General features: G+C 59.3%; 24 protein-coding genes. All 24 read left to right on the forward strand.

What is annotated here, in order from left to right:
- Positions 1–14 precede the first annotated feature (14 nt).
- The 24 genes from FMA36_RS00170 (at position 15) to FMA36_RS00285 (ending at position 17,721) form a co-directional block, all read left to right on the forward strand.
- A complete protein-coding gene (locus FMA36_RS00170; RefSeq protein ID WP_159260001.1) occupies positions 15–431 on the forward strand; it encodes a hypothetical protein in 417 nt (138 codons plus the stop codon).
- Positions 428–1,306 carry a helix-turn-helix domain-containing protein gene (locus FMA36_RS00175; RefSeq protein WP_159260003.1) on the forward strand — a complete coding sequence of 293 codons (879 nt, stop codon included), beginning with the start codon at positions 428–430 and terminating at the stop codon, positions 1,304–1,306. The genes FMA36_RS00170 and FMA36_RS00175 overlap by 4 nt, the downstream gene beginning before the upstream one ends.
- A complete protein-coding gene (locus FMA36_RS00180) occupies positions 1,303–1,518 on the forward strand; it encodes a hypothetical protein (protein WP_159260005.1) in 216 nt (71 codons plus the stop codon). The genes FMA36_RS00175 and FMA36_RS00180 overlap by 4 nt, the downstream gene beginning before the upstream one ends.
- Positions 1,515–3,020 carry a replicative DNA helicase gene (locus tag FMA36_RS00185; protein ID WP_159260007.1) on the forward strand — a complete coding sequence of 502 codons (1,506 nt, stop codon included), beginning with the start codon at positions 1,515–1,517 and terminating at the stop codon, positions 3,018–3,020. The genes FMA36_RS00180 and FMA36_RS00185 overlap by 4 nt, the downstream gene beginning before the upstream one ends.
- Entirely contained in the window at positions 3,014–3,271 is a 258-nt protein-coding gene (locus FMA36_RS00190) for a hypothetical protein (protein WP_240906428.1), read from the forward strand. The genes FMA36_RS00185 and FMA36_RS00190 overlap by 7 nt, the downstream gene beginning before the upstream one ends.
- A 223-nt stretch (positions 3,272–3,494) precedes the next feature.
- Positions 3,495–3,791 carry a hypothetical protein gene (locus tag FMA36_RS00195; RefSeq protein WP_159260009.1) on the forward strand — a complete coding sequence of 99 codons (297 nt, stop codon included), beginning with the start codon at positions 3,495–3,497 and terminating at the stop codon, positions 3,789–3,791.
- A gap of 171 nt (positions 3,792–3,962) precedes the next feature.
- Positions 3,963–4,178, forward strand: coding sequence for a hypothetical protein (locus tag FMA36_RS00200; protein ID WP_159260011.1), 216 nt, complete (start codon positions 3,963–3,965; stop codon positions 4,176–4,178).
- 187 nt (positions 4,179–4,365) lie between these two features.
- Positions 4,366–4,530: a hypothetical protein gene (locus FMA36_RS00205; protein WP_159260013.1), complete on the forward strand. Its 165-nt coding sequence runs from the start codon at positions 4,366–4,368 to the stop codon at positions 4,528–4,530.
- A 218-nt stretch (positions 4,531–4,748) separates the two neighbouring features.
- Positions 4,749–5,321, forward strand: a complete 573-nt coding sequence (locus tag FMA36_RS00210) for a hypothetical protein (RefSeq protein WP_159260014.1) — start codon at positions 4,749–4,751, stop codon at positions 5,319–5,321.
- A 101-nt stretch (positions 5,322–5,422) separates the two neighbouring features.
- Positions 5,423–5,851: a terminase small subunit-like protein gene (locus tag FMA36_RS00215; protein ID WP_159260016.1), complete on the forward strand. Its 429-nt coding sequence runs from the start codon at positions 5,423–5,425 to the stop codon at positions 5,849–5,851.
- A gap of 2 nt (positions 5,852–5,853) precedes the next feature.
- The gene (locus FMA36_RS00220) at positions 5,854–7,080 is read left to right on the forward strand and encodes a PBSX family phage terminase large subunit (protein ID WP_159260018.1); all 1,227 of its coding nucleotides are present in this window, start codon (positions 5,854–5,856) and stop codon (positions 7,078–7,080) included.
- A gap of 94 nt (positions 7,081–7,174) precedes the next feature.
- Complete coding sequence (locus tag FMA36_RS00225) at positions 7,175–8,614, forward strand: DUF1073 domain-containing protein (RefSeq protein WP_240906429.1); 1,440 nt, start codon at positions 7,175–7,177, stop codon at positions 8,612–8,614.
- Positions 8,614–9,411: a phage head morphogenesis protein gene (locus FMA36_RS00230; RefSeq protein WP_159260020.1), complete on the forward strand. Its 798-nt coding sequence runs from the start codon at positions 8,614–8,616 to the stop codon at positions 9,409–9,411. Before FMA36_RS00225 ends, FMA36_RS00230 begins: the two co-directional genes overlap by 1 nt.
- Positions 9,408–10,931 (forward strand): DUF2213 domain-containing protein, encoded by a 1,524-nt coding sequence (locus FMA36_RS00235; RefSeq protein ID WP_159260022.1) that lies wholly within the window; start codon positions 9,408–9,410, stop codon positions 10,929–10,931. The genes FMA36_RS00230 and FMA36_RS00235 overlap by 4 nt, the downstream gene beginning before the upstream one ends.
- Before the next feature lie 4 nt (positions 10,932–10,935).
- Positions 10,936–11,937 carry a gp53 minor capsid family protein gene (locus tag FMA36_RS00240; protein WP_159260024.1) on the forward strand — a complete coding sequence of 334 codons (1,002 nt, stop codon included), beginning with the start codon at positions 10,936–10,938 and terminating at the stop codon, positions 11,935–11,937.
- Positions 11,937–12,974 (forward strand): major capsid family protein, encoded by a 1,038-nt coding sequence (locus tag FMA36_RS00245; protein WP_159260026.1) that lies wholly within the window; start codon positions 11,937–11,939, stop codon positions 12,972–12,974. The genes FMA36_RS00240 and FMA36_RS00245 overlap by 1 nt, the downstream gene beginning before the upstream one ends.
- A 3-nt stretch (positions 12,975–12,977) precedes the next feature.
- Positions 12,978–13,298: a hypothetical protein gene (locus tag FMA36_RS00250; protein ID WP_159260028.1), complete on the forward strand. Its 321-nt coding sequence runs from the start codon at positions 12,978–12,980 to the stop codon at positions 13,296–13,298.
- A 7-nt stretch (positions 13,299–13,305) separates the two neighbouring features.
- Complete coding sequence (locus tag FMA36_RS00255) at positions 13,306–13,728, forward strand: DUF4054 domain-containing protein (protein WP_159260030.1); 423 nt, start codon at positions 13,306–13,308, stop codon at positions 13,726–13,728.
- The gene (locus FMA36_RS00260) at positions 13,719–14,255 is read left to right on the forward strand and encodes an HK97-gp10 family putative phage morphogenesis protein (RefSeq protein WP_159260031.1); all 537 of its coding nucleotides are present in this window, start codon (positions 13,719–13,721) and stop codon (positions 14,253–14,255) included. Before FMA36_RS00255 ends, FMA36_RS00260 begins: the two co-directional genes overlap by 10 nt.
- Positions 14,245–14,628 carry a hypothetical protein gene (locus FMA36_RS00265; RefSeq protein WP_159260033.1) on the forward strand — a complete coding sequence of 128 codons (384 nt, stop codon included), beginning with the start codon at positions 14,245–14,247 and terminating at the stop codon, positions 14,626–14,628. The genes FMA36_RS00260 and FMA36_RS00265 overlap by 11 nt, the downstream gene beginning before the upstream one ends.
- Positions 14,586–15,146: a phage neck terminator protein gene (locus tag FMA36_RS00270; RefSeq protein ID WP_159260035.1), complete on the forward strand. Its 561-nt coding sequence runs from the start codon at positions 14,586–14,588 to the stop codon at positions 15,144–15,146. The genes FMA36_RS00265 and FMA36_RS00270 overlap by 43 nt, the downstream gene beginning before the upstream one ends.
- 4 nt (positions 15,147–15,150) lie before the next feature.
- Positions 15,151–16,803, forward strand: coding sequence for a DUF3383 family protein (locus FMA36_RS00275; protein WP_159260037.1), 1,653 nt, complete (start codon positions 15,151–15,153; stop codon positions 16,801–16,803).
- A 2-nt stretch (positions 16,804–16,805) separates the two neighbouring features.
- Positions 16,806–17,243, forward strand: coding sequence for a phage tail fiber protein (locus FMA36_RS00280; RefSeq protein ID WP_159260039.1), 438 nt, complete (start codon positions 16,806–16,808; stop codon positions 17,241–17,243).
- Between the two features lies 1 nt (position 17,244).
- The gene (locus FMA36_RS00285; RefSeq protein WP_159260041.1) at positions 17,245–17,721 is read left to right on the forward strand and encodes a hypothetical protein; all 477 of its coding nucleotides are present in this window, start codon (positions 17,245–17,247) and stop codon (positions 17,719–17,721) included.
- Positions 17,722–17,823 lie beyond the last annotated feature (102 nt).

Raw genomic sequence — 17,823 nt, forward strand, 5'->3', positions numbered from 1 at the left:
CGAGAGATGGCCGCATGATAACCTTCACCATCCCCAAGCCCTTCCCATTGCTTAACCACAGCATCGGCCAGAGCCGGTTTGCGCTTACTGGAATGCGTCGGAAGATGGCGCGGGCAGTCGCGGACGCGGCACTTCATCTGCGGCCCTCTGAGCCGTTCCAGCGGGCGCATGTGCTGATCGAGCGCTACTCGACCGGCACGCCGGATACGGACGGCCTATACGGCGGCGCGAAGTTTCTGGTGGATGCCCTGACGACGCCGCGCCTCCTGAACGTCCGCACGCCGGGCGCACGGCAGCGCGTGAAGAACAAGCGGGGCCTTGGCTTCGTCGTGGATGACGGGCCCGCGCACATGCGGATCGAGGTGCGCAGCGTGAAGTGCCGCCTGTGTGAGCAGCGGACTGTTGTGACGATTACTGAGGTGGCGCCATGAGCATAAAGGCCATCAACTGGGCCATGATGCAGCCAGGGCTGGCACCGTCGCCAAAACTGGTTCTGATTGTGCTGGCCAACAGGGCAAATGCACAGTTCAAAGCATGGCCTGCCCTCGAGACAATCTGTCGCGAAAGTGGGCTCAGCGACCGCACGGCCCGGCGCGCTCTTTGCGAACTGGAAAAGGCCTCCCTGATCGAGCATGTCGGCTTTTCCTTCAGGGCAAAATGCTACCTGCTCAAGGTGCCATCTGGCTTTGAAATGACCGTTGAGACGGCCGATCTAACCGGTCAAATTGACCACGTAACCGGTCAAAATCGACATGTAACCGGTCATGATGACCGACTACAGCAAAACGTAACCGGTCAAATTGACCACGTAACCGGTCATGGTGACAACGTAACCGGTCACCATGACCGACAAACCATCATGAACCATCAAAGGAACCATCAGGAACCAGAGCCTGTAGCGAGCGCGCCGGAGCCGACGATCGACACGGCATGGCAACCACTGGTCAAGCAGGTTCAGGATGCGGCTGGATACGATCTGGCACGGATGATGCCGAGTTCGGCTGATGGCGGAGAGGTTCGCCAGTGGCTGGCCGACGTGACCGCCAAGGGTCACTCCGTGCAGTCGGCATCTGAGATTGTCCTGATGGCCGTCAATGCCGTGATGGAACGGCGGCGCGACCAGGGACCGCCAAAGACCCTGCGCTACTTCCGCAATGCCGTGGCTGAGATGGCCGTGGCCACGCCGACCCGTGCGGCTGCCCGGATGGAAGCGGCCTACCTCGAATACACCAAGGTCGAGATGCGCCATAAGCGCCGGCCGAAGTCCTGGACCGTGTTCCAGCAGGAATGGAGTTCTGCAGCATGAGCGCCGAAATCATACCGTTTCCGCCATCCCTGAACCTGTATCTGGCGCCGATGTATGCCGAGCGCCATTTTCGGGAGGCGCGCCAGCAGATGCTTGAGGCTTTTCACGAGGTCATCAAATCCGGCGGGTATCCCACCAGTCTCCGAGATGAAGCCATGGCAACGTGGAACGCCATGCGCGGACTGATCGACATCGAGGAGATGGAGGCATGAACGAAATCCATTTCCAGCCCGGAGCGGAAATCACGCCCGATGCCCCGGTGAATATCCAAGCCGAAATCGGTGTGATCGGCGGCATCCTGATGAATAATCGCGGCTACGAGCTGGTCTGCGATTTCCTCGAAAAGCGCCATTTCGCCAATTCGGTGAATGGCTGGCTGTATGGCGAGATTGAGAAGGTCATCCAGTCTGGGGTAGAGGCAAACCCGATCACGATGAAGGCGCGGGTTGAAAATGCGCTGGAGTTGGAAGCGGTTGGCGGGTTTCGATACTTGATGGCCGCTGTTCAGTCGCAGCCAGGATGGATGGCATGCCGTGGTTCCGGGCACGCTGTGCGGGATGCATGGCTCCGTCGTCAGCTTCTGGACATTGGCATCATGACCAAATCGCGTGCCCTGTCTGGGGAAGGGGCCGCGCCGGAAGAAATCATCGACGCCATCGAGCAGGAACTGCTTGCGCTCGGGAAAGACCGCGGCGACCAGCGTCTGACTAGCCTCACTTCCGCGATGGATCAGGCCATGGAGGAAGCATCCGCAGCAGCGGCGCGCGGGGATGGCATCATCGGCATGCGCACTGGCTTCCAGAAGCTGGACGAAGAAACCAGCGGCCTTGCTCCGGGGTGCTTCTACCTTCTGGCCGGACGGCCCTCCATGGGGAAAACGGGCATGGGCGTGGGGATTGCCGTTCGTGCGGCCAAGCTTTCCCAGAAGCCGATCCTCTACTGGTCGGGCGAGATGGATGCCAAGTCGATCTCGGCCCGGATCATTTCCGCGCATGCCCAACTGCCTCTGCGCTGGGTTTTGACTGGCACCAAGCCTGGACTTCGCAATCCGGATGGATCGGAAGGTAAGCGCGTGCCGCTCGATAGGCGCGAATGGGATAGGATCTTCATGGCTCGCAAGGCGGCCGAGCAGGTTCCGGTTGTGGTGGATGATCGGCCAGCCATCAGTGTGGCGCAGCTTTATGGCCGCGCTCGGCGCATGGCGCGCTCAAAGGCAGGACTGGGGATGATCGTGGTGGATTACGTCGGGCTGATGCGCGGCACGCCTACGACCCGGAAGCAAGGGAAGTATGCCGAGGTTAGCGAGATCAGCAGCGATCTTCTGGCGCTGGCCAAAAGCCTGAATGTGCCGGTCCTCGGCCTGCAGCAGCTTAACCGCGGAGTAGAGGGACGCGACGACAAGCACCCGACCATGGCCGACCTGCGAGACAGCGGAAATCTGGAACAGGATGCCAGTGGGATATTTCTGCTCTACCGGGATCACTACTACGCCCAGCGCGACCCCGAACCGACCAAGAAGGCCGCCGAAAGCATGGATGCCTTCAGTCAACGTGTTGATGCCTGGCACGAGCGCATTCGCGCATCTGAGGGCAAGGCTGAGATCATCATCGCGAAGAACCGGCAAGGCGACTGTGGGACCGTGCCGATGCTGTTCAACGGGCCGACAACGTGGTTCCGCGATGTGGTCGAAGGCGAGGACAGCGCAGCGTGGTGACTGAGAAAATGGCTGAAAACCAACACGAAAACAGTACCAATCCGCGCGCCGGGGTGGTACTATCCAGCATGGATAATCCCGACGAAATCTGGCCGCACCGCTGCGGCGCCGACTACGTGGCCAACCTCGCGCCGCCGATCGACTGGAACGCGGCTGCTGCGAGATGTCGGGCGCGGTGTGAGCGTGACATGGCTGTTTCCGCTTCGAGGATTGGCGCTGGTGGCGATGTAGCGTCTGAGATGGGAGATTGACCGTGCGAGACGATAAGGGCGCTGTGCGGGCGAATATGGAGAGGTTTTGCGACGGGTGCGCCATTGCTTTCCGCTACGGCTCACCGGTCTCGTTTCTGGTCATCCTCGCCAACCTCGGTGCGCGCTTTGGGCTTGATGCCGCCTTCTGCGCATTTGGGGCGGCTTGTTCGGCTGTGGTCGGTTGTTGGCTTTGGTTGAATTGGATGGCGGGGATCGGAGAGTGATGGATATTTCTGTGATCGATGGGGATGTGGTCCAGAAAGTCGGCCCTCTCATTTCTCGCTTAGGAAGGGCTACCCTGAGGGGTGATCTGTTGGGAACGGGACGAAGTGAAGTTCTCCGCATTGGCAATGAAGCCAATGAAATTGGCGGGTTTCAGGCGATGAAATTTCTTCATGATTTCGCTGCAATGGGTTTTTGCGATCTCGTCGACGAAAAAGGCCTGGATCTAGCAAGTGAAATATTCACGCCAGCCGAAATATCAGTGATTTGGGATGGAATTGGAGAGTGGCGCGCATGATCCGCTTCCTGAAACGCCACGTGTGGCCTTGGGCGGAGATTGAGAGGCTGCGACTAAAGGTAGAGGTGATTAACCTGAAATACGAAATTGCCGTTTCGCAATGTAAAGTTGAGGCAATGCGATGCGACCAATATGAGCTCCCACACGATGAGAGCTGCAGGTTTGTTCGTAATGGCTGACCGCATAGATCATGCGATAGCGTTGAACCTGACTGTGGCCCGACATATAGGCGCAATTTCCACCCGGCTTGCACCTGATGAGTCCGTTTCGTGGGATGCTGTGGCCGAATACATTGCGCATGAAGAGGGATGCACCCTCGATGAGGCGTTCGATATGATGGAACAGGCCCGGCGTGACGGCCTGTTCTCAGGCGGTTACCAGCAATGAAAATCCGCCTCCACCGTAAACTGCAACGCGAAATGGCCGACAGAGGATGGGCCGCCATCGCGATCACCGGCAGCGGGCACATCAGATGGCAGCACAGTAATGGAGCCCTATATTTCTCAAGCGCCACGCCAAGTGACTGGCGGGCGGCGCGGAAAATGCGGGCGGATATGAGGAGATTGGAGGAAAGATGAGCACGCAGGCGCTGGTGATGGCTGATCCTTTCGAATACTGGCTATGGAAATCAGGATGGCTTATTCCTCTGGAATTGTTTGGTGGGGCACTTTTCCTTTGCTGGTTTTTGTTTGTGGCAGTTTCGATCATGAGGGTCCGTCGCCGGATTATGAGAGGTTAAGGGGTGGACATAAAGAACCCTTTCTTGCGCCGCAAGAAAACAGTCTCTGAACTGGAAGGCCTTGTCTGTGAGGCATGGAATGAAGGCATCCGCGACGCCAAGGCGCGCCGGTGCTTCCTGGTCCATAAATGGGGGATATGGGAACCTTTATCCGGTTATGAATATCAATGGCAGACACGCCGCTGTTTGCAATGTGGGAAATTTCAGGACAAGCCCCGATGACCCAGACCATCTCCAAAGAAACCCAGCGAACCCTTAACGCAGTCGTTACGCCCGAACGCCAGCGCCGGTCGGAATGGACATTACAGCAGGGTGCCCCGCGCATTCGCTCCGCAGTCAAGACGCTGCTGAATAGCGAGTATATCGACCAAGATGCAGCCGATGCTGCGGAAAGATGGCTGCGGTCCTACAATCTCGGCAAGAACGACTACGTGGAGTATCCGCCAAATCACACACCGAACACGACCGTCAGGCACGATGCCGTGTCGTGGCAGATGTTACGCGCGGTCTCGTGGCGTGAAGTCGCATTTGTCCGGTCTCACCTTGGGCGACAAGCGCACCAGTTGTTTGAATTGATGTTGGCAGATGAGAAGTCATTCGGGCAGATTGCTGAGATTGTATTCCCCTCTCTCGGTCTTACCACCGGCATCACGCGGTCATCTGCGGCCTGCGCGATGGTGCTGTCCCAACTCCCTGGTGCGTTAAAGGCATATGATCGGTGGGTGAAGAATCAGTCAGACGCAGGTGAAAAAGGGGAATGCTGGCTATCCAAAGAAATGGCTGAAAAATAACACTTGTACTTTTCGAAAGAATGTGATGTTGTGTCATTACATTCGATGAATTGCGTTCAATGGCTGCCGGTTGGCGGCCTTTTTTTTGTTTCGAGGGTGATGTGGACGAGAAGATGAAGGCGGGAAGGCCATCTGGTTTCTCAACTACTGTTGCAGACGAAATTTGCGGAAGGATCATGGATGGGGAAAGCCTTCGCGCTATATGCCAAGACGATCATATGCCGGGTCGAAGAACGGTATTTGAGTGGCTTGACAACGACGCGCATAAGGATTTCCGCGCCAGGTACGCGCACGCACGCGCGCGAGCCGCTGAGGCGTTCGAGGATGAAATTGTTGACGTTGCTCGTGCGGCAACCGCTGAGGATGCCGCTGCCAATCGTCTGCGCGTCGATACCCTGAAATGGGTGATGTCAAAGCGTGCGCCCAAAGTGTATGGCGACAAGGTAACGCAGGAACATACAGGCCCGGATGGTGGCCCCATGCAGGTTAGCGAAATCCGGCGCGTAATAGTGGATGCCCCTAAAGACTGACGATGAAATCTCTCGACATACCAACGGCGCGCGTGTTCGAACCACTACTCGCGCCGCGTAGGTATAAGGGTGCATACGGCGGTCGTGGATCTGGCAAATCGCACTTCTTTGGGGAATGCATAGTAGAGGAGCATTTGCGCATTCCGGGGCACCGGACGGTGTGCATCCGTGAGGTGCAAAAATCCATCGAACGATCATCAAAGCAGTTGATCGTAGACAAGATCAGCAAGTTCAATTTGAACGGCCTGTTTGACGTTCAGGATCAGTTGATAAAAACGCCCGGCGGTGGCCTGATTATCTTTCAGGGCATGCAAAATCATACTGCGGATAGCATCAAGTCCCTTGAGGGGTTTGACCGGGCATGGATTGAGGAAGCGCAGTCGATCAGCGCCTATTCATGGCGCATGCTGCGTCCGACCATGCGAAAGGCCGGTTCGGAAATATGGGCCAGTTGGAACCCGGCCAGCCCGGATGACCCAATAGATGACTTCTTTCGTGGTTCGGGATCTGATCGCCCTGACCTGATCGCTGTTCGGGCGAACTGGTCCGATAACCCGTGGTTTCGCTCTGGCACCCTCCCCACGGAACGCATCGAGGACCAGAGGGCGCGACCGGACGAATATGGGCACATCTGGGAAGGTGATTACGTCAGTATCACGGATGCAATCATATTCAGGAACCGGGTGTCGGTTGAGGACTTCAAAACCCCGGATGGCATGCGGTTTTACTACGGTGTTGACTGGGGATTTGCGAAAGACCCGACGGCGGCGGTGCGTTGCTTTGTGTCGGATGGGTGCCTTTACGTGGATCATGAGGCGGGCGGCGTCGGAATAGAACTGGATGATACTCCCGCTGTCCTGAGCCAGATACCTGGCGCGCTCGATTGGCCGTGGAAGGCAGACGGCGCGAGGCCGGAAACGATCAGTTTTCTTGCCAACAGGTTTGGGTTTCGCATCAGTGCGGCGAAGAAATGGCCGGGAAGCGTCGAGGATGGGGTGGCGCGCCTGAAGTCATTCAAGCGCATTATTGTCCATCCTCGTTGCAAGCGGGTGGCAGAAGAGTTCAGGAAATATTCCTACAAGGTGGACAAGAGGACTGAGGAAGTCCTTCCTGTCATTGCCGATGCGTGGAACCACTGGATAGACGCCCTACGCTATGCGCTGGACGGGGTGATCCAGAACAGGCGCACCGTTCCGGTTTTCAGTTCAGCAGACAACGACCAGATTTAGGCAACAAATGTTCTTCAGGCGTAAGAAAGAAGCGGCTCCCGTGCCTGCACGGGTTGAGCCTGTGCTTGCGCGCGCCCATCGCAATCCTATGGTCATGCGGGACACGGACTGGCGTGAGGTAGACCGCAGGCCCGTCGCGTCTCTGGAAATCGCAAAGCCCTATCAGCCAATCCCCGGCGTCATCCCTGACGGTCAGGTTCTGGCGATGGATAGCGCGTATGGTCCTGGTGTTGCCCAATCGATCAACAATGCCATTGCCGATGGTGTGGTATTCCTTGGCTATCCGCGACTGGCGGAAATGTGGTCCCAGCGCGTTGAATACCGGCATATCGTCGGCACCCTGTCTGAGGAAACCACGCGCGAATGGATCGAGTTCCACGGCCCGAGCGACGAGGCGAAGAAAGAGCGCATCGAGCAGCTTGAAGCGGAGTTTGTTCGGCTCAAAGTGCGTGAACACTTCAAGATGTTGTCGGATCTGGATGGTGCTTTTGGCATCGGGCAACTGTTCCTCAACACAGGATTGCCGCGCCTGTCCGACGATCTGGCGACGCCGCTCCTTCTCACGCCGGAGACATTCCCCAAGGGCAGCCTAAAGGAAATTGTTCCTATAGAGCCGATCTGGACCAGCCCGAACGAATACAATTCGGAAAACCCCCTGCAACTTGATTTCTACCGGCCCACAAAATGGTGGGTGATGGGGGCGACCGTCCATCATACGCGACTGTTGCGGTTCGTGTCGCGTGAGCCGAGCCAGATCCTCGCGCCGACCTATAATTTCGGCGGCGTGCCCCTGATCCAGCTTGCCAAGCCCTACGTCGATAATTGGGTGCGCACACGTCAGTCCGTCAGCGACCTCATCAACGGCTGTTCGATTGTCAGCCTCAGAACCGACATGGTGGCCGTGTACGAAAATGCGGGCATTGGTGGCCTTATTGACCGGGTCCAGAACTTCATCAAGTTCCGCGATAACCGTGGCGTGTTCCTGTCCGACAAGGAGAGCGAAGAACTCCAGATCCTGTCAGCGCAATTGGCTGGCCTCGACAAGCTCCAAAATCAGGCGCTTGAGCAGATTTGCGTGGTTGCGCAGATGCCACTGGTCAAGTTCTCGGGCATATCCCCGTCAGGCTTGAACGCATCATCAGAGGGCGAAATTCGCGTCTGGTATGACCGTGTGGCGGCCTATCAGGAGGCGTTTTTCCGACCCGGCCTCACGCATGTCATGCACGCGGCCATGCTGAACATATGGGGCGAGATCGATAAGGATATCGATTTCAGGTTCATCCCCCTGTGGCAGCTGGATGAAGCCGCGAAGGTCGCGATCGCAAAGGCGCTCGCTGACACGCGTGCCGTCTACGAGGAAATGGGCGCGGTCAATAACGACGAGGTGCGTTCTTCCCTGCGCACAGATGAAGATGGGTTGTTCGATGGGGCCGATCTTGGTGGCCCCGGATATGAGCCCATGGACCATGAAGTGCCACAATCTGAAGGTGGCGCGCTCCGTAGCACGTCATTTATCGACAAAAATGGTATCTGATGCCCCCCAAGCCGAAAACATTGAAGCCCATCCGGCCCAATGCCGGTGTGGGGAAAGCCTATGAACGCGACCTTATCGCGCTGATAGACGAGATGGAGCGCGCCATCAGATCACAGTTGCGCACTAGGTATCGAAAGGTCGAGGGCCGCATAACGCAGGACGCAAGCCCGGCGGCAGAATTGCAGAGTCTGATGGACAAGCTGACCGAACGTTGGCGGTCGCGGTTCGATGAGCTTGCCGAAAGCCTCGCACCACGGTTCGTGGACAAGGCCACGGCCAGTATCGATCGGACCTACAAGCGGGAACTGGACCGGGCCGCAGGGTTCACGATCCAGTTCCGTCCGACCGAGGGCGTAACCGATGCGATGAAGGCATGCGTCAATGAAAACGTATTGCTTATCAAGAGCATCGGTGAGCATCACCTGAGCGAAGTGAACCAGATGGTGATGCGCGCCGTGGCGCATGGCGGTGATCTGGGGGAACTGACAGATGGCCTGCAACAGCGTTTCGGCATCACTCGCCGACGGGCCGCGAACATCGCCCGCGACCAGAACGCCAAGGTGACAAGCGCCATCAACAAGCAGCGCCAGATTGAAACGGGGCTGTTTGAGTCGGAATGGGTTCACTCGGCAGGCGGAAAACATCCGCGCGAAAGCCATGTGGAGGCTGGGCGCAAGCGCCTGCGTTTCGATGTGCGCGAAGGTGCGCTGATTGACGGTGAACGCATATGGCCGGGGCAACTGCCGAATTGCAGATGCTCAAGCCGGGTAATCCTTCGAGGGTTCAACGATAAATGACCAACATCCTCGCCTATGACCGCATGGGGACCGTCCGCACGACTGACGTGGAAGGGCGGCTTCGCGTCGCCAAGACACCGATCAGCAAGGCGAACATCTGCCCGTATATGGGAAGGGAAATCCCGGAAGGGCAGAAGCTGGGCCTTGACCCTGAACGAATATACCAGATGTTGCGCGATCCTGACGAACTGAAAAAGGCCGCGCCGAGCTTTAATGGCCTCCCTGTTCTTGAGGAGCACTTTCATGTCACGGCAGCAAATCCGCGCCGTGATCTGGTGGTGGGCACGACGGGGAATGAAGCCGCGTTCGACGCGCCTTATCTGATGAACAGCCTTGTGGTGTGGGACGGTGAAGCCATCAGCCGGATCAAGACCGGCGAACAGCGCGAGCTGTCCAGTGCCTATCGCTACACGGCTGACATGACCCCCGGTGAATACGAGGGGCAGAAATACGACGGCGTGATGCGCGACATTGTCGGCTCTCACGTGGCAGTCGTTCCCACAGGACGCGCCGGACCTGACGTTCTGGTTGCAGACTCCCAAATGGAAAACACGAACATGAAGTATATCCCCCGCGCTTCGCGGCGTGCGATGTTCGCAAAGCTGCGCCCGTTTCTGGCGCAGGATGCCGATATCGACGCCGCCAAGAAGGCGCTTGATTGCGATGAAATGGGCAAGGATGACGCGTGCGATACGCTACGCAACCTGCTCGGTGGACGCGTTCCTGATGAAATCATGGATCAGGTTCTTTCCCTGTTCGAAAATGCGGCCACTGGTGGCGCGCTGAACACGGCACAGGATTCCGACGAGGCAGAGCGGCGCGAAAAGCTGCGCGCGGCTGGCCTGTCCGATGATGAAATCGACAAGGTCATCGCCTCCCTTGCCGATGTGGCCGAGGACGATGATGACGACTTCGCCGAAATGGCGGAGAAGATGCGCAAGGCCGGGATGTCGGAAGAAGATATCGAGGCCTGCCGCGCCCTCTGTGAGCCTCAGGCCGCGCAGGACGATGAGCAGACCGAAGCGGACCGCGAGCGTGAGGCTGCGGGCGCGAGCGAGGCCGACCGGGCGCGTGCGGAACGTGACCGCAAGGACCGCCGTGATGAGGCGGAAGGTGCACGTCGCGCCGATGAAGAGCGTGCGGAGCGTGAGCGGCGCGACCGCGAGCGTGAATCCGCCGGGGCCAAGGCCGCGATGGACGCCGCCATCAGCAAGGCGAAGTCAGATGCCGTGGCGGAAACGATGGCCGCTATGCGGGATCTGCACACCGCGCAGGACGCCGTGAAGCCGTTCGTGGGCACCGTGGCGATGGACAGCGCCGAAGGCGTCTACCGCTTCACCCTGCGCCAGCTTGGCTATGACCTGTCCGGCATCCCTGCGACCGCATACCGCGCCATGTTCGATCAGCACGCGCGTCGCGCCGATAGCGCCAAGCGCCCGACCATCGCGGCGGACAGCAAGGCCGGTCTTGGGCTGCTGGACAAGTTCCCCGGCCTCAAGGCCGTGAAGATCAAGGGATAATCACATGCCTTTCCAGAATCAGGTTTATCAGGAACCCGCATATGGCGTTCCGGGCACGTATGCCTCCAACAACCCGTCGGCCAGCGTGCTGGCGGGTGAGGGCGCGCTTGTCGCGGGCACCGGCGGATGCACGATCGCGGCGTTCGGGTGGATTCAGGGGGACGGTCAGACCGTCCTGAACACACCTCCCGGCACCAGCGTTGGCAGCGGGGCGACTGCGACCGCAACCCTCGGAACCGAGACGACCTATACCGTTTCGGCTCTGGCCGTGAACGCGGCGGGCACGGGATATGCCACGGGCGATACCGTCACATTTACCGGCGGCACGGCGACCGTTTCGGCCATTGGGACCAGCGGCGCAGTCACGGCGGTCACGCTCAAGACTTCCCCGGCCCAGACCACAGACCCGGCGGCAACCGGCGTTGCGACCACGACCAGCGGAAGCGGAACGGGCCTGACGCTGGATGTGACGGCGACCCCCGGCACATCGTCCAGCGGCGTTGTGGCATCTGTTACCGTGTCGGCGGGCGGGTCGGGCTATACCGCCGTTCCCACCGTGACCATTTCGGGTGGCGGCGGCACGGGTGCCACAGCCACGGCCACGATCTACGGGGGTGCCGTGACCGGCGTGACCGTGACCGATGGCGGTTCGGGTTACACATCCGCCCCGACCGTGACCATCACGCAGGAGGCTGCAACTCCAGGCGCTCCCGATGGCTTCGTGTTCAATGATCGCAGCGCGTGGATCTCCGACATCTACGACGAAGCGACCATGGTCATGCCGCAGGGCTACATGCTCGATCTCAAGGCGCAGGGCGATTATTTCGCCGTATCCACAACCGCATCCACGCGCGGCCAGAAGGTCTTTGCCTCCACCACGGATGGCACGATCAGCACGGCGGCTGCAGGAAGCACGGTTTCCGGCGCCATTGAGACCGAATTTTACGTCGCAATCGGCGGCAATGCCGGTGAGACGATCACCATCAGCACGTGGGATCACAACTGATGCCTTTTGAAACCGAATTCGCGCTCCTTGCCGAGCGCGGTTTTGTCATGCCTGAGGGCAAGCACATCCTGCCGAGCGACGACGTTATCGCATCCGACCGGCTGGCGATGGATGCCGCCCCGACCCTGTCCACCACTGCCAACGCCGGTATCCCGGCCTTCATGGCGACCTACGCTGACCCCAAGCTGATCAACGTCGTGTTCTCCCCCATGCGGGGCGCGGAACTGAACGGAGAGAGCAAGAAGGGGGATTGGGCCACGCCGACCGCGATCTTCCCGATGATCGAAAGCACGGGTCGCGTTGCCAGCTATGGCGACTGGAACAACAACGGCGTTGTTGACCTGAACGCCAACTTCCCTGACCGGCAGTCCTATCACTATCAGGCGTTCGCGCGATGGGGTGAGCGAGAGGTCGAAATGGCGGGGGCGGCCCGCATTTCGTGGGTGGCCGGTCTGCGTCAGGCTGCTGCCCTGAAGCTGAACAAGTTTCAGAACCAGTCCTACTTCTATGGCGTGAAGGGGCTGCGCAATTACGGATACCTGAACGACCCGCGCCTGCCCGCGTCGGAAGTGGCAGCGGCCAAGACGGCTGGCGGAACGTCATGGAACAAGGGCACGCCAGAGGAAATCACGGATGACGTGATCAACCTCATCAATCAGCTTCGCTCGCAGTCCGCCGGTTACGTGGATACGGATTCCGAAATCACCATCGGGCTTTCCCCCACGCGAGCTGGCATCATGACCAAGCCGAACATGTACGGCCTGTCGGCATGGGACCAGCTCAAGAAGCAGTATCCGAACCTGCGCTTCGTTCAGGCTATCGAGTTTGGCGACGCGGCGGGCATGACCGTGCAGTCCATGATCGCCATCGCCAAGGAGATCGAGGGCCAGCAGGTTGCTGAAGCAGCGTTCACCGAAAAGCTGCGCACTCACTCCGTGGTCGTGAAGGCTTCGGGCTGGGAACAGAAGATGTCTCAGGGCACCTGGGGCGCAATCATCTACATGCCGCTGGGCGTGGCAACCATGACGGGGATCTGATCCATGACCATTGCAAACCCCGTCACGGTCGGCTGCAAGCTGCCCAACGGCCTCGTGCTGCGTTCCGGCGAGCATAAGGTAGTGCTGTCCGGTGCCAATTCCTCTCGCGTGATCGGCGGTTACGGGCTGACTTCCGTGCCGTCCGACCTGTGGGAAGATTGGGCGAAGCGCCACGCTGATACCCCGTTCATCAAGAAGCGCATCGTGTTCGCTCAGGCCACCCCGGCCAAGGCAGAGGGGCAGGCAAAGGAACAGGAGGGCGTACGCACGGGTCTGGAACCTCTGGACCCGGACAACGAAAAGGGCGGCATCAGCAAGCTGTGAGGGCAACATGGCGGTAGCGACGTTCGATTATGCCACATGGTCGGCGCGCTACCCCGACCTTGCGGCGAAGGTTCCTGAAACGCTGGCTGACCTGTATTTCGGTGAGGCCCAGCTTTATCTGGACAATACCGAGTGCAGCCCCGTGCGTAACATCATGCAGCGAACGATGCTGCTCTATATGCTGGTGGCGCACATCGCATACCTGAACCTGCCGACAACCAGCGGGGGGAACGGGGCGGGGATGGTGGGGCGTGTGTCGAACGCCACGCGCGGTTCCGTCTCTATTGGCACGGACATGGGCGCGCAGCCCGGTTCGGCTCAGTGGTTTCTGCAAACCCAATACGGTGCCGCGTTCTGGCAGGCCACGATATGGCTACGCACGGCGCGGTATGTCCACATCCCACGGGTTCAGAGGCAGACATGGCCGTAAACTTCAATGGTGGTTCGAAACTGAAGGCGGCGCTGGAAAAGCTGTCGCAGAAGGTGAAGGACGGGGGGCATGTGAGGGTTGGCTTCCTTGAGGGTAAGTCATACCCGGACGGAACGCCTGTTGCGCAGGTGGCCGCGTGGAATGAGTTCGGAACTAAAACGGCACCTCCCCGCCCATTTATGAGAAACACAATATCTGCTCATTCTGAGCAATGGGGGGATGCGCTATCGGCGGCCTTGAAGAGCACGGATTACGACGCGAAAAAATCGCTTGAAGTCGTGGGAATGGTTATTGAGGGGCAGATTCGCGACGAGATTTCGAACCTTAACGACCCTCCCAATGCCCCCCTGACCAACCTGCTGAAGGATCGTTTCCCAAGGGGGGATTATTCAACTGAAGATTTCCTTCAGGCGGTTCACGACCTGAAAAATGGCGAGACAGCGCCCGAAGGAAAGCCTCTGGTCTGGTCGGGCCTCATGAGGCAGGACGTATCTCACGAAGTCAAGGACGGCCCCGATGAGTCTTAACATCTTCGGTGCCGCCGGTAACGTCTGTCAGGCCGTCAACCCGCATATCACCATCCCGATCCGGTTCAGCACTGGAAGCACGGATAATGCCGATGGTTCACCCAATCCGACCTACTCAACCGCGTCTGTCGAAGTCGAGGTTCAGGCGGTCAGTTCGGAAGACCTGAAGCAGATTGAGAACATCAATCAGCAGGCTGACATGCGCTCTGTTTATGTGTTCGGGGTGCTGAACGCACTGAACAGGCCGCTACAGATCGGCGGCGATATCCTGACATTCTACGGGTCGGACTGGCTCGTAACCCAGCAGCTTGAAGAATGGGGCGACGGCGAATGGACGAAAGTTCTGGTGACGCGGCAGATTACTACGTCATAAGCCCTACCGAAAGCGAGATCTACACAGCCATGCGTGCGTGGCTTCTGGAAATCCTGCCGTCTGGCATGCGGGTCATTCAGGGGCAGCAGAACCGTCAGGCCGCCCCGCGTGACCCCTTTGCGGTCATGACCATTATCGGGCGTGAGCGGATTGCCACCAACGGCTGGACCTATGACGGGACCAGCACCCGGACAGTGACGGAACAGGTCCGCATCACGATGCAGATCAGCCTGTTCGGACCGGCATCCAGCAACCAGATGCAGCTTGTAACGGCCCTGTGGCGCGACATGCAGGCGGTTGACTATTTCCGCAGCCAGTCCGTTCCTGTTTGTCCCCTGACCACATCAACCACCCGGCAGCTCGGCTTTATCACCGGCGAACGCCAGTATGAGGACTGCTGGTCTGTCGATCTGTCCATGCAGGTCAACCTGACCGTCAAAATCCCCCAGACGTTCTCAGGCCAAATCCCATCAATAGAATTGAACGAGGCCACCCTGGGCACTCGCACAACGGAGTAATTTAATGGCATCCATCCCCATTTCCCAGGTGGTAAAGGTCACGCCCGGCGTGCTCGCTGCCGGGTCTGGCCTGAATGAACTGTCTGCCCTGTTCGTCACTTCCGCATCGCCTGCGCTGACTGCCGGTTCGGTCCAGTCGTTTACATCCGCAAGCGATGTGGGGACGGAATTCGGCACCACGTCCGCGCTGTATAAGATGGCCGAGGTCTATTTCTCCGGATACGAAACGGCAGTCATGACGCCCGGAACGCTGTATGTTGGGGCAATCAACTCGGCTGGCTCCGGGGCATCCGCCACGGCTGTCCTCGGCGCCACCAGCACCTATACCGTTTCTGCTGCTTCGGTCGATGCGGCAGGCACCGGATATGCCACGGGCGATACCGTCACATTTACCGGCGGCACGGCGACCGTTTCGGCCGTCGGGACCGGCGGGTCCGTTAGCGCACTGACGCTCGGCACGACCACGGCGCAGGTCACAGATCCTGCAGGAATCGGACTGGCCACCACAACCAGCGGCAGCGGTACGGGCCTTACGGTTACGACCACCTCGACTGCGGCAAGCGCTTCGAACGGAACCGTGGCTTCAATCTCGGTTTCCTCTGGCGGTTCCGGTTACGCGACAGCCCCGACCGTAACGCTGTCCGGTGGCGGCGGAACGGGGGCAACAGCTACCGCGTCCGTCTCTGGTGGCGTCGTGACCGCCTTCACCGTCACCAATGCCGGTTCTGGCTACACATCAGCCCCGACCGTAACACTGACCCCTGCCAGCGTGACGGATATCGGCACCCAGCTTGATACCCTGCGCGCGGCAGAAGGCGGCTGGAACGGGCTGGCGTTTGACACTGAACTGTCCGCCGATGACAAGGAGGCGGCTGCGCAGTGGGTCGGAACGCAGAATGACCAGGTGTTTGCCGCCATCGTGGACAGCGACAGCAGCGCCACGACCAACGATAGCCAGACTGCATTCGGGGTTTGGCTGGGCAACCAGTCCATCAACGGCGTTACAGCGATCTATTCCACATCCGTTCTGCCGGGCGCGTTGGCCATGGCATGGATGGCTTCCCTGTCTTTTGATACGGCAGACGGACGGCAGACGCTGGCATTTGTCGAAGACGCTTCTGGCCTGATTTCCGCTGACGTGACAGATGGCGCTACGGCATCGACCCTGATTACGAACGGATATTCGTTCTATGGGCAGTATGCCAACGGGGCCAGTCAGTTCATCTTCATGCGGCCCGGCCAGGTATCGGGCAAGTTCCTGTGGGCAGACAGCTTCGTCAACCAGATCTGGCTCAATTCCAATCTGACCAGCGACCTGATCAACCTGCTGCTGACCACGGGCAATATCCCCTACAATACCGAGGGTGATACGCTGGTTGAGGCTGCCGTGAAGGATACCATCACACAGGCCATTTCCTTCGGCATGATCCGATCGGGCGTCAACCTGACTACCCTGCAAAAGCAGCAGATCAACAATGCCGCCGGGGTCACGACCGCAGCGGATAATGTGGTCAACTACGGGTATTACCTTAAGCCGGGTATCAGCACCGCTGCCGCGTCCTATCGCGTGGCCCGCACCACCCCACCCGCGCAACTCTGGTATTCCGACGGCCAGAGCGTGCAGTCCATCAACCTGAACAGCATTGAGGTGCAGTAAGCATGGCTGATCTTGATATCACGGCGGCCAATAGCATCTTTGTGATAACCGTCACATCGCTGCTTCAGGCCCCCGTCCGGCTGGAAAACTACGCAGCGGACCGCGCTTGGGATGCGCCGGAACTGGAAATGGCCGAAACCGAGATGTCCATTGACGGATATCTCAATGCGGGCTGGGTTCCCAACCCGGTTGACCAGACCGTATCCCTGTCCGCAGCCAGTTCCAGCGTCCCGGTGTTTGAGGCGATCATCGCGGCCCAGCAGACTGCACGCTCCCTCTATCGCATCGGCGGTGAAATCACGCTGACCAGCACGGGGCGCAAATACACCATGGTCAATGGCCTTCTGCGCGCCGCCAGTGTGCTGCCCGCCGCCGGGCGTGTGCTGGAAACCCGGACATTCGCCATCCGCTGGCAGTCCGTAACTGCGGCAGGGGTGTGATATGGCCCGCAAGGAAGTGACGGTCACGTGCCCGCATGAGGGCGCGGACAAAGGCAAGCGGTTCATCATTACCCGCATGTCCGCCGTGGATGCCGACCGCTGGGGGCGTCATTGCCTTCAGGCGGCAGCGGCATCTGGTGGCGATATTCCCGGCGTGGTTCAGGGCGGCGGGGTCGCTGCCGTCGCGGCGGCGGGCATCGGCATCTTCGCCGCCATGGACCCGGACCGCATGGACGCGCTGATTGACCGGCTCATGCAGTGCATCGAAATGCAGCCCGATCCGGGGAACCCGGCCACGCGCCTGAACTGGGCCATCGCGCAGACCCAGATTGAGGAAATCCCCACCATTGGGTGGCTTCAGTCTGAGGCATTCAAGTTGCATGTGGATTTTTTCAAGGGCGCAGGCCGCTTGTTCTCCCTCATATCCCTGATGCTGGGGATGGAAGAAAGCGACCCTGTGCCCGCGTCCGAAACCTAGACGAACGGCACGCTGCCGTCATCATGGAGGGGATGGCAACCCTTCATGAACTACAGACCATATACGACAGCGAGGACTTTGAGGACTTGCTTGAGGCCGCGA

It is taken from the genome of Komagataeibacter xylinus, from assembly GCF_009834365.1.
In the GTDB taxonomy this organism is placed as follows: domain Bacteria; phylum Pseudomonadota; class Alphaproteobacteria; order Acetobacterales; family Acetobacteraceae; genus Komagataeibacter; species Komagataeibacter xylinus_D.

Bases quoted from the DNA above. Each gene is read 5' to 3' on its own strand.
- FMA36_RS00170 (WP_159260001.1), top strand. From the start codon at position 15: ATGATAACCTTCACCATCCCCAAGCCCTTCCCATTGCTTAACCACAGC.
- FMA36_RS00175 (WP_159260003.1), top strand. From the start codon at position 428: ATGAGCATAAAGGCCATCAACTGGGCCATGATGCAGCCAGGGCTGGCA.
- FMA36_RS00180 (WP_159260005.1), top strand. From the start codon at position 1,303: ATGAGCGCCGAAATCATACCGTTTCCGCCATCCCTGAACCTGTATCTG.
- FMA36_RS00185 (WP_159260007.1), top strand. From the start codon at position 1,515: ATGAACGAAATCCATTTCCAGCCCGGAGCGGAAATCACGCCCGATGCC.
- FMA36_RS00195 (WP_159260009.1), top strand. From the start codon at position 3,495: ATGGATATTTCTGTGATCGATGGGGATGTGGTCCAGAAAGTCGGCCCT.
- FMA36_RS00200 (WP_159260011.1), top strand. From the start codon at position 3,963: ATGGCTGACCGCATAGATCATGCGATAGCGTTGAACCTGACTGTGGCC.
- FMA36_RS00205 (WP_159260013.1), top strand. From the start codon at position 4,366: ATGAGCACGCAGGCGCTGGTGATGGCTGATCCTTTCGAATACTGGCTA.
- FMA36_RS00210 (WP_159260014.1), top strand. From the start codon at position 4,749: ATGACCCAGACCATCTCCAAAGAAACCCAGCGAACCCTTAACGCAGTC.
- FMA36_RS00220 (WP_159260018.1), top strand. From the start codon at position 5,854: ATGAAATCTCTCGACATACCAACGGCGCGCGTGTTCGAACCACTACTC.
- FMA36_RS00225 (WP_240906429.1), top strand. From the start codon at position 7,175: ATGCGGGACACGGACTGGCGTGAGGTAGACCGCAGGCCCGTCGCGTCT.
- FMA36_RS00230 (WP_159260020.1), top strand. From the start codon at position 8,614: ATGCCCCCCAAGCCGAAAACATTGAAGCCCATCCGGCCCAATGCCGGT.
- FMA36_RS00235 (WP_159260022.1), top strand. From the start codon at position 9,408: ATGACCAACATCCTCGCCTATGACCGCATGGGGACCGTCCGCACGACT.
- FMA36_RS00240 (WP_159260024.1), top strand. From the start codon at position 10,936: ATGCCTTTCCAGAATCAGGTTTATCAGGAACCCGCATATGGCGTTCCG.
- FMA36_RS00245 (WP_159260026.1), top strand. From the start codon at position 11,937: ATGCCTTTTGAAACCGAATTCGCGCTCCTTGCCGAGCGCGGTTTTGTC.
- FMA36_RS00250 (WP_159260028.1), top strand. From the start codon at position 12,978: ATGACCATTGCAAACCCCGTCACGGTCGGCTGCAAGCTGCCCAACGGC.
- FMA36_RS00255 (WP_159260030.1), top strand. From the start codon at position 13,306: ATGGCGGTAGCGACGTTCGATTATGCCACATGGTCGGCGCGCTACCCC.
- FMA36_RS00260 (WP_159260031.1), top strand. From the start codon at position 13,719: ATGGCCGTAAACTTCAATGGTGGTTCGAAACTGAAGGCGGCGCTGGAA.
- FMA36_RS00265 (WP_159260033.1), top strand. From the start codon at position 14,245: ATGAGTCTTAACATCTTCGGTGCCGCCGGTAACGTCTGTCAGGCCGTC.
- FMA36_RS00270 (WP_159260035.1), top strand. From the start codon at position 14,586: ATGGACGAAAGTTCTGGTGACGCGGCAGATTACTACGTCATAAGCCCT.
- FMA36_RS00275 (WP_159260037.1), top strand. From the start codon at position 15,151: ATGGCATCCATCCCCATTTCCCAGGTGGTAAAGGTCACGCCCGGCGTG.
- FMA36_RS00280 (WP_159260039.1), top strand. From the start codon at position 16,806: ATGGCTGATCTTGATATCACGGCGGCCAATAGCATCTTTGTGATAACC.
- FMA36_RS00285 (WP_159260041.1), top strand. From the start codon at position 17,245: ATGGCCCGCAAGGAAGTGACGGTCACGTGCCCGCATGAGGGCGCGGAC.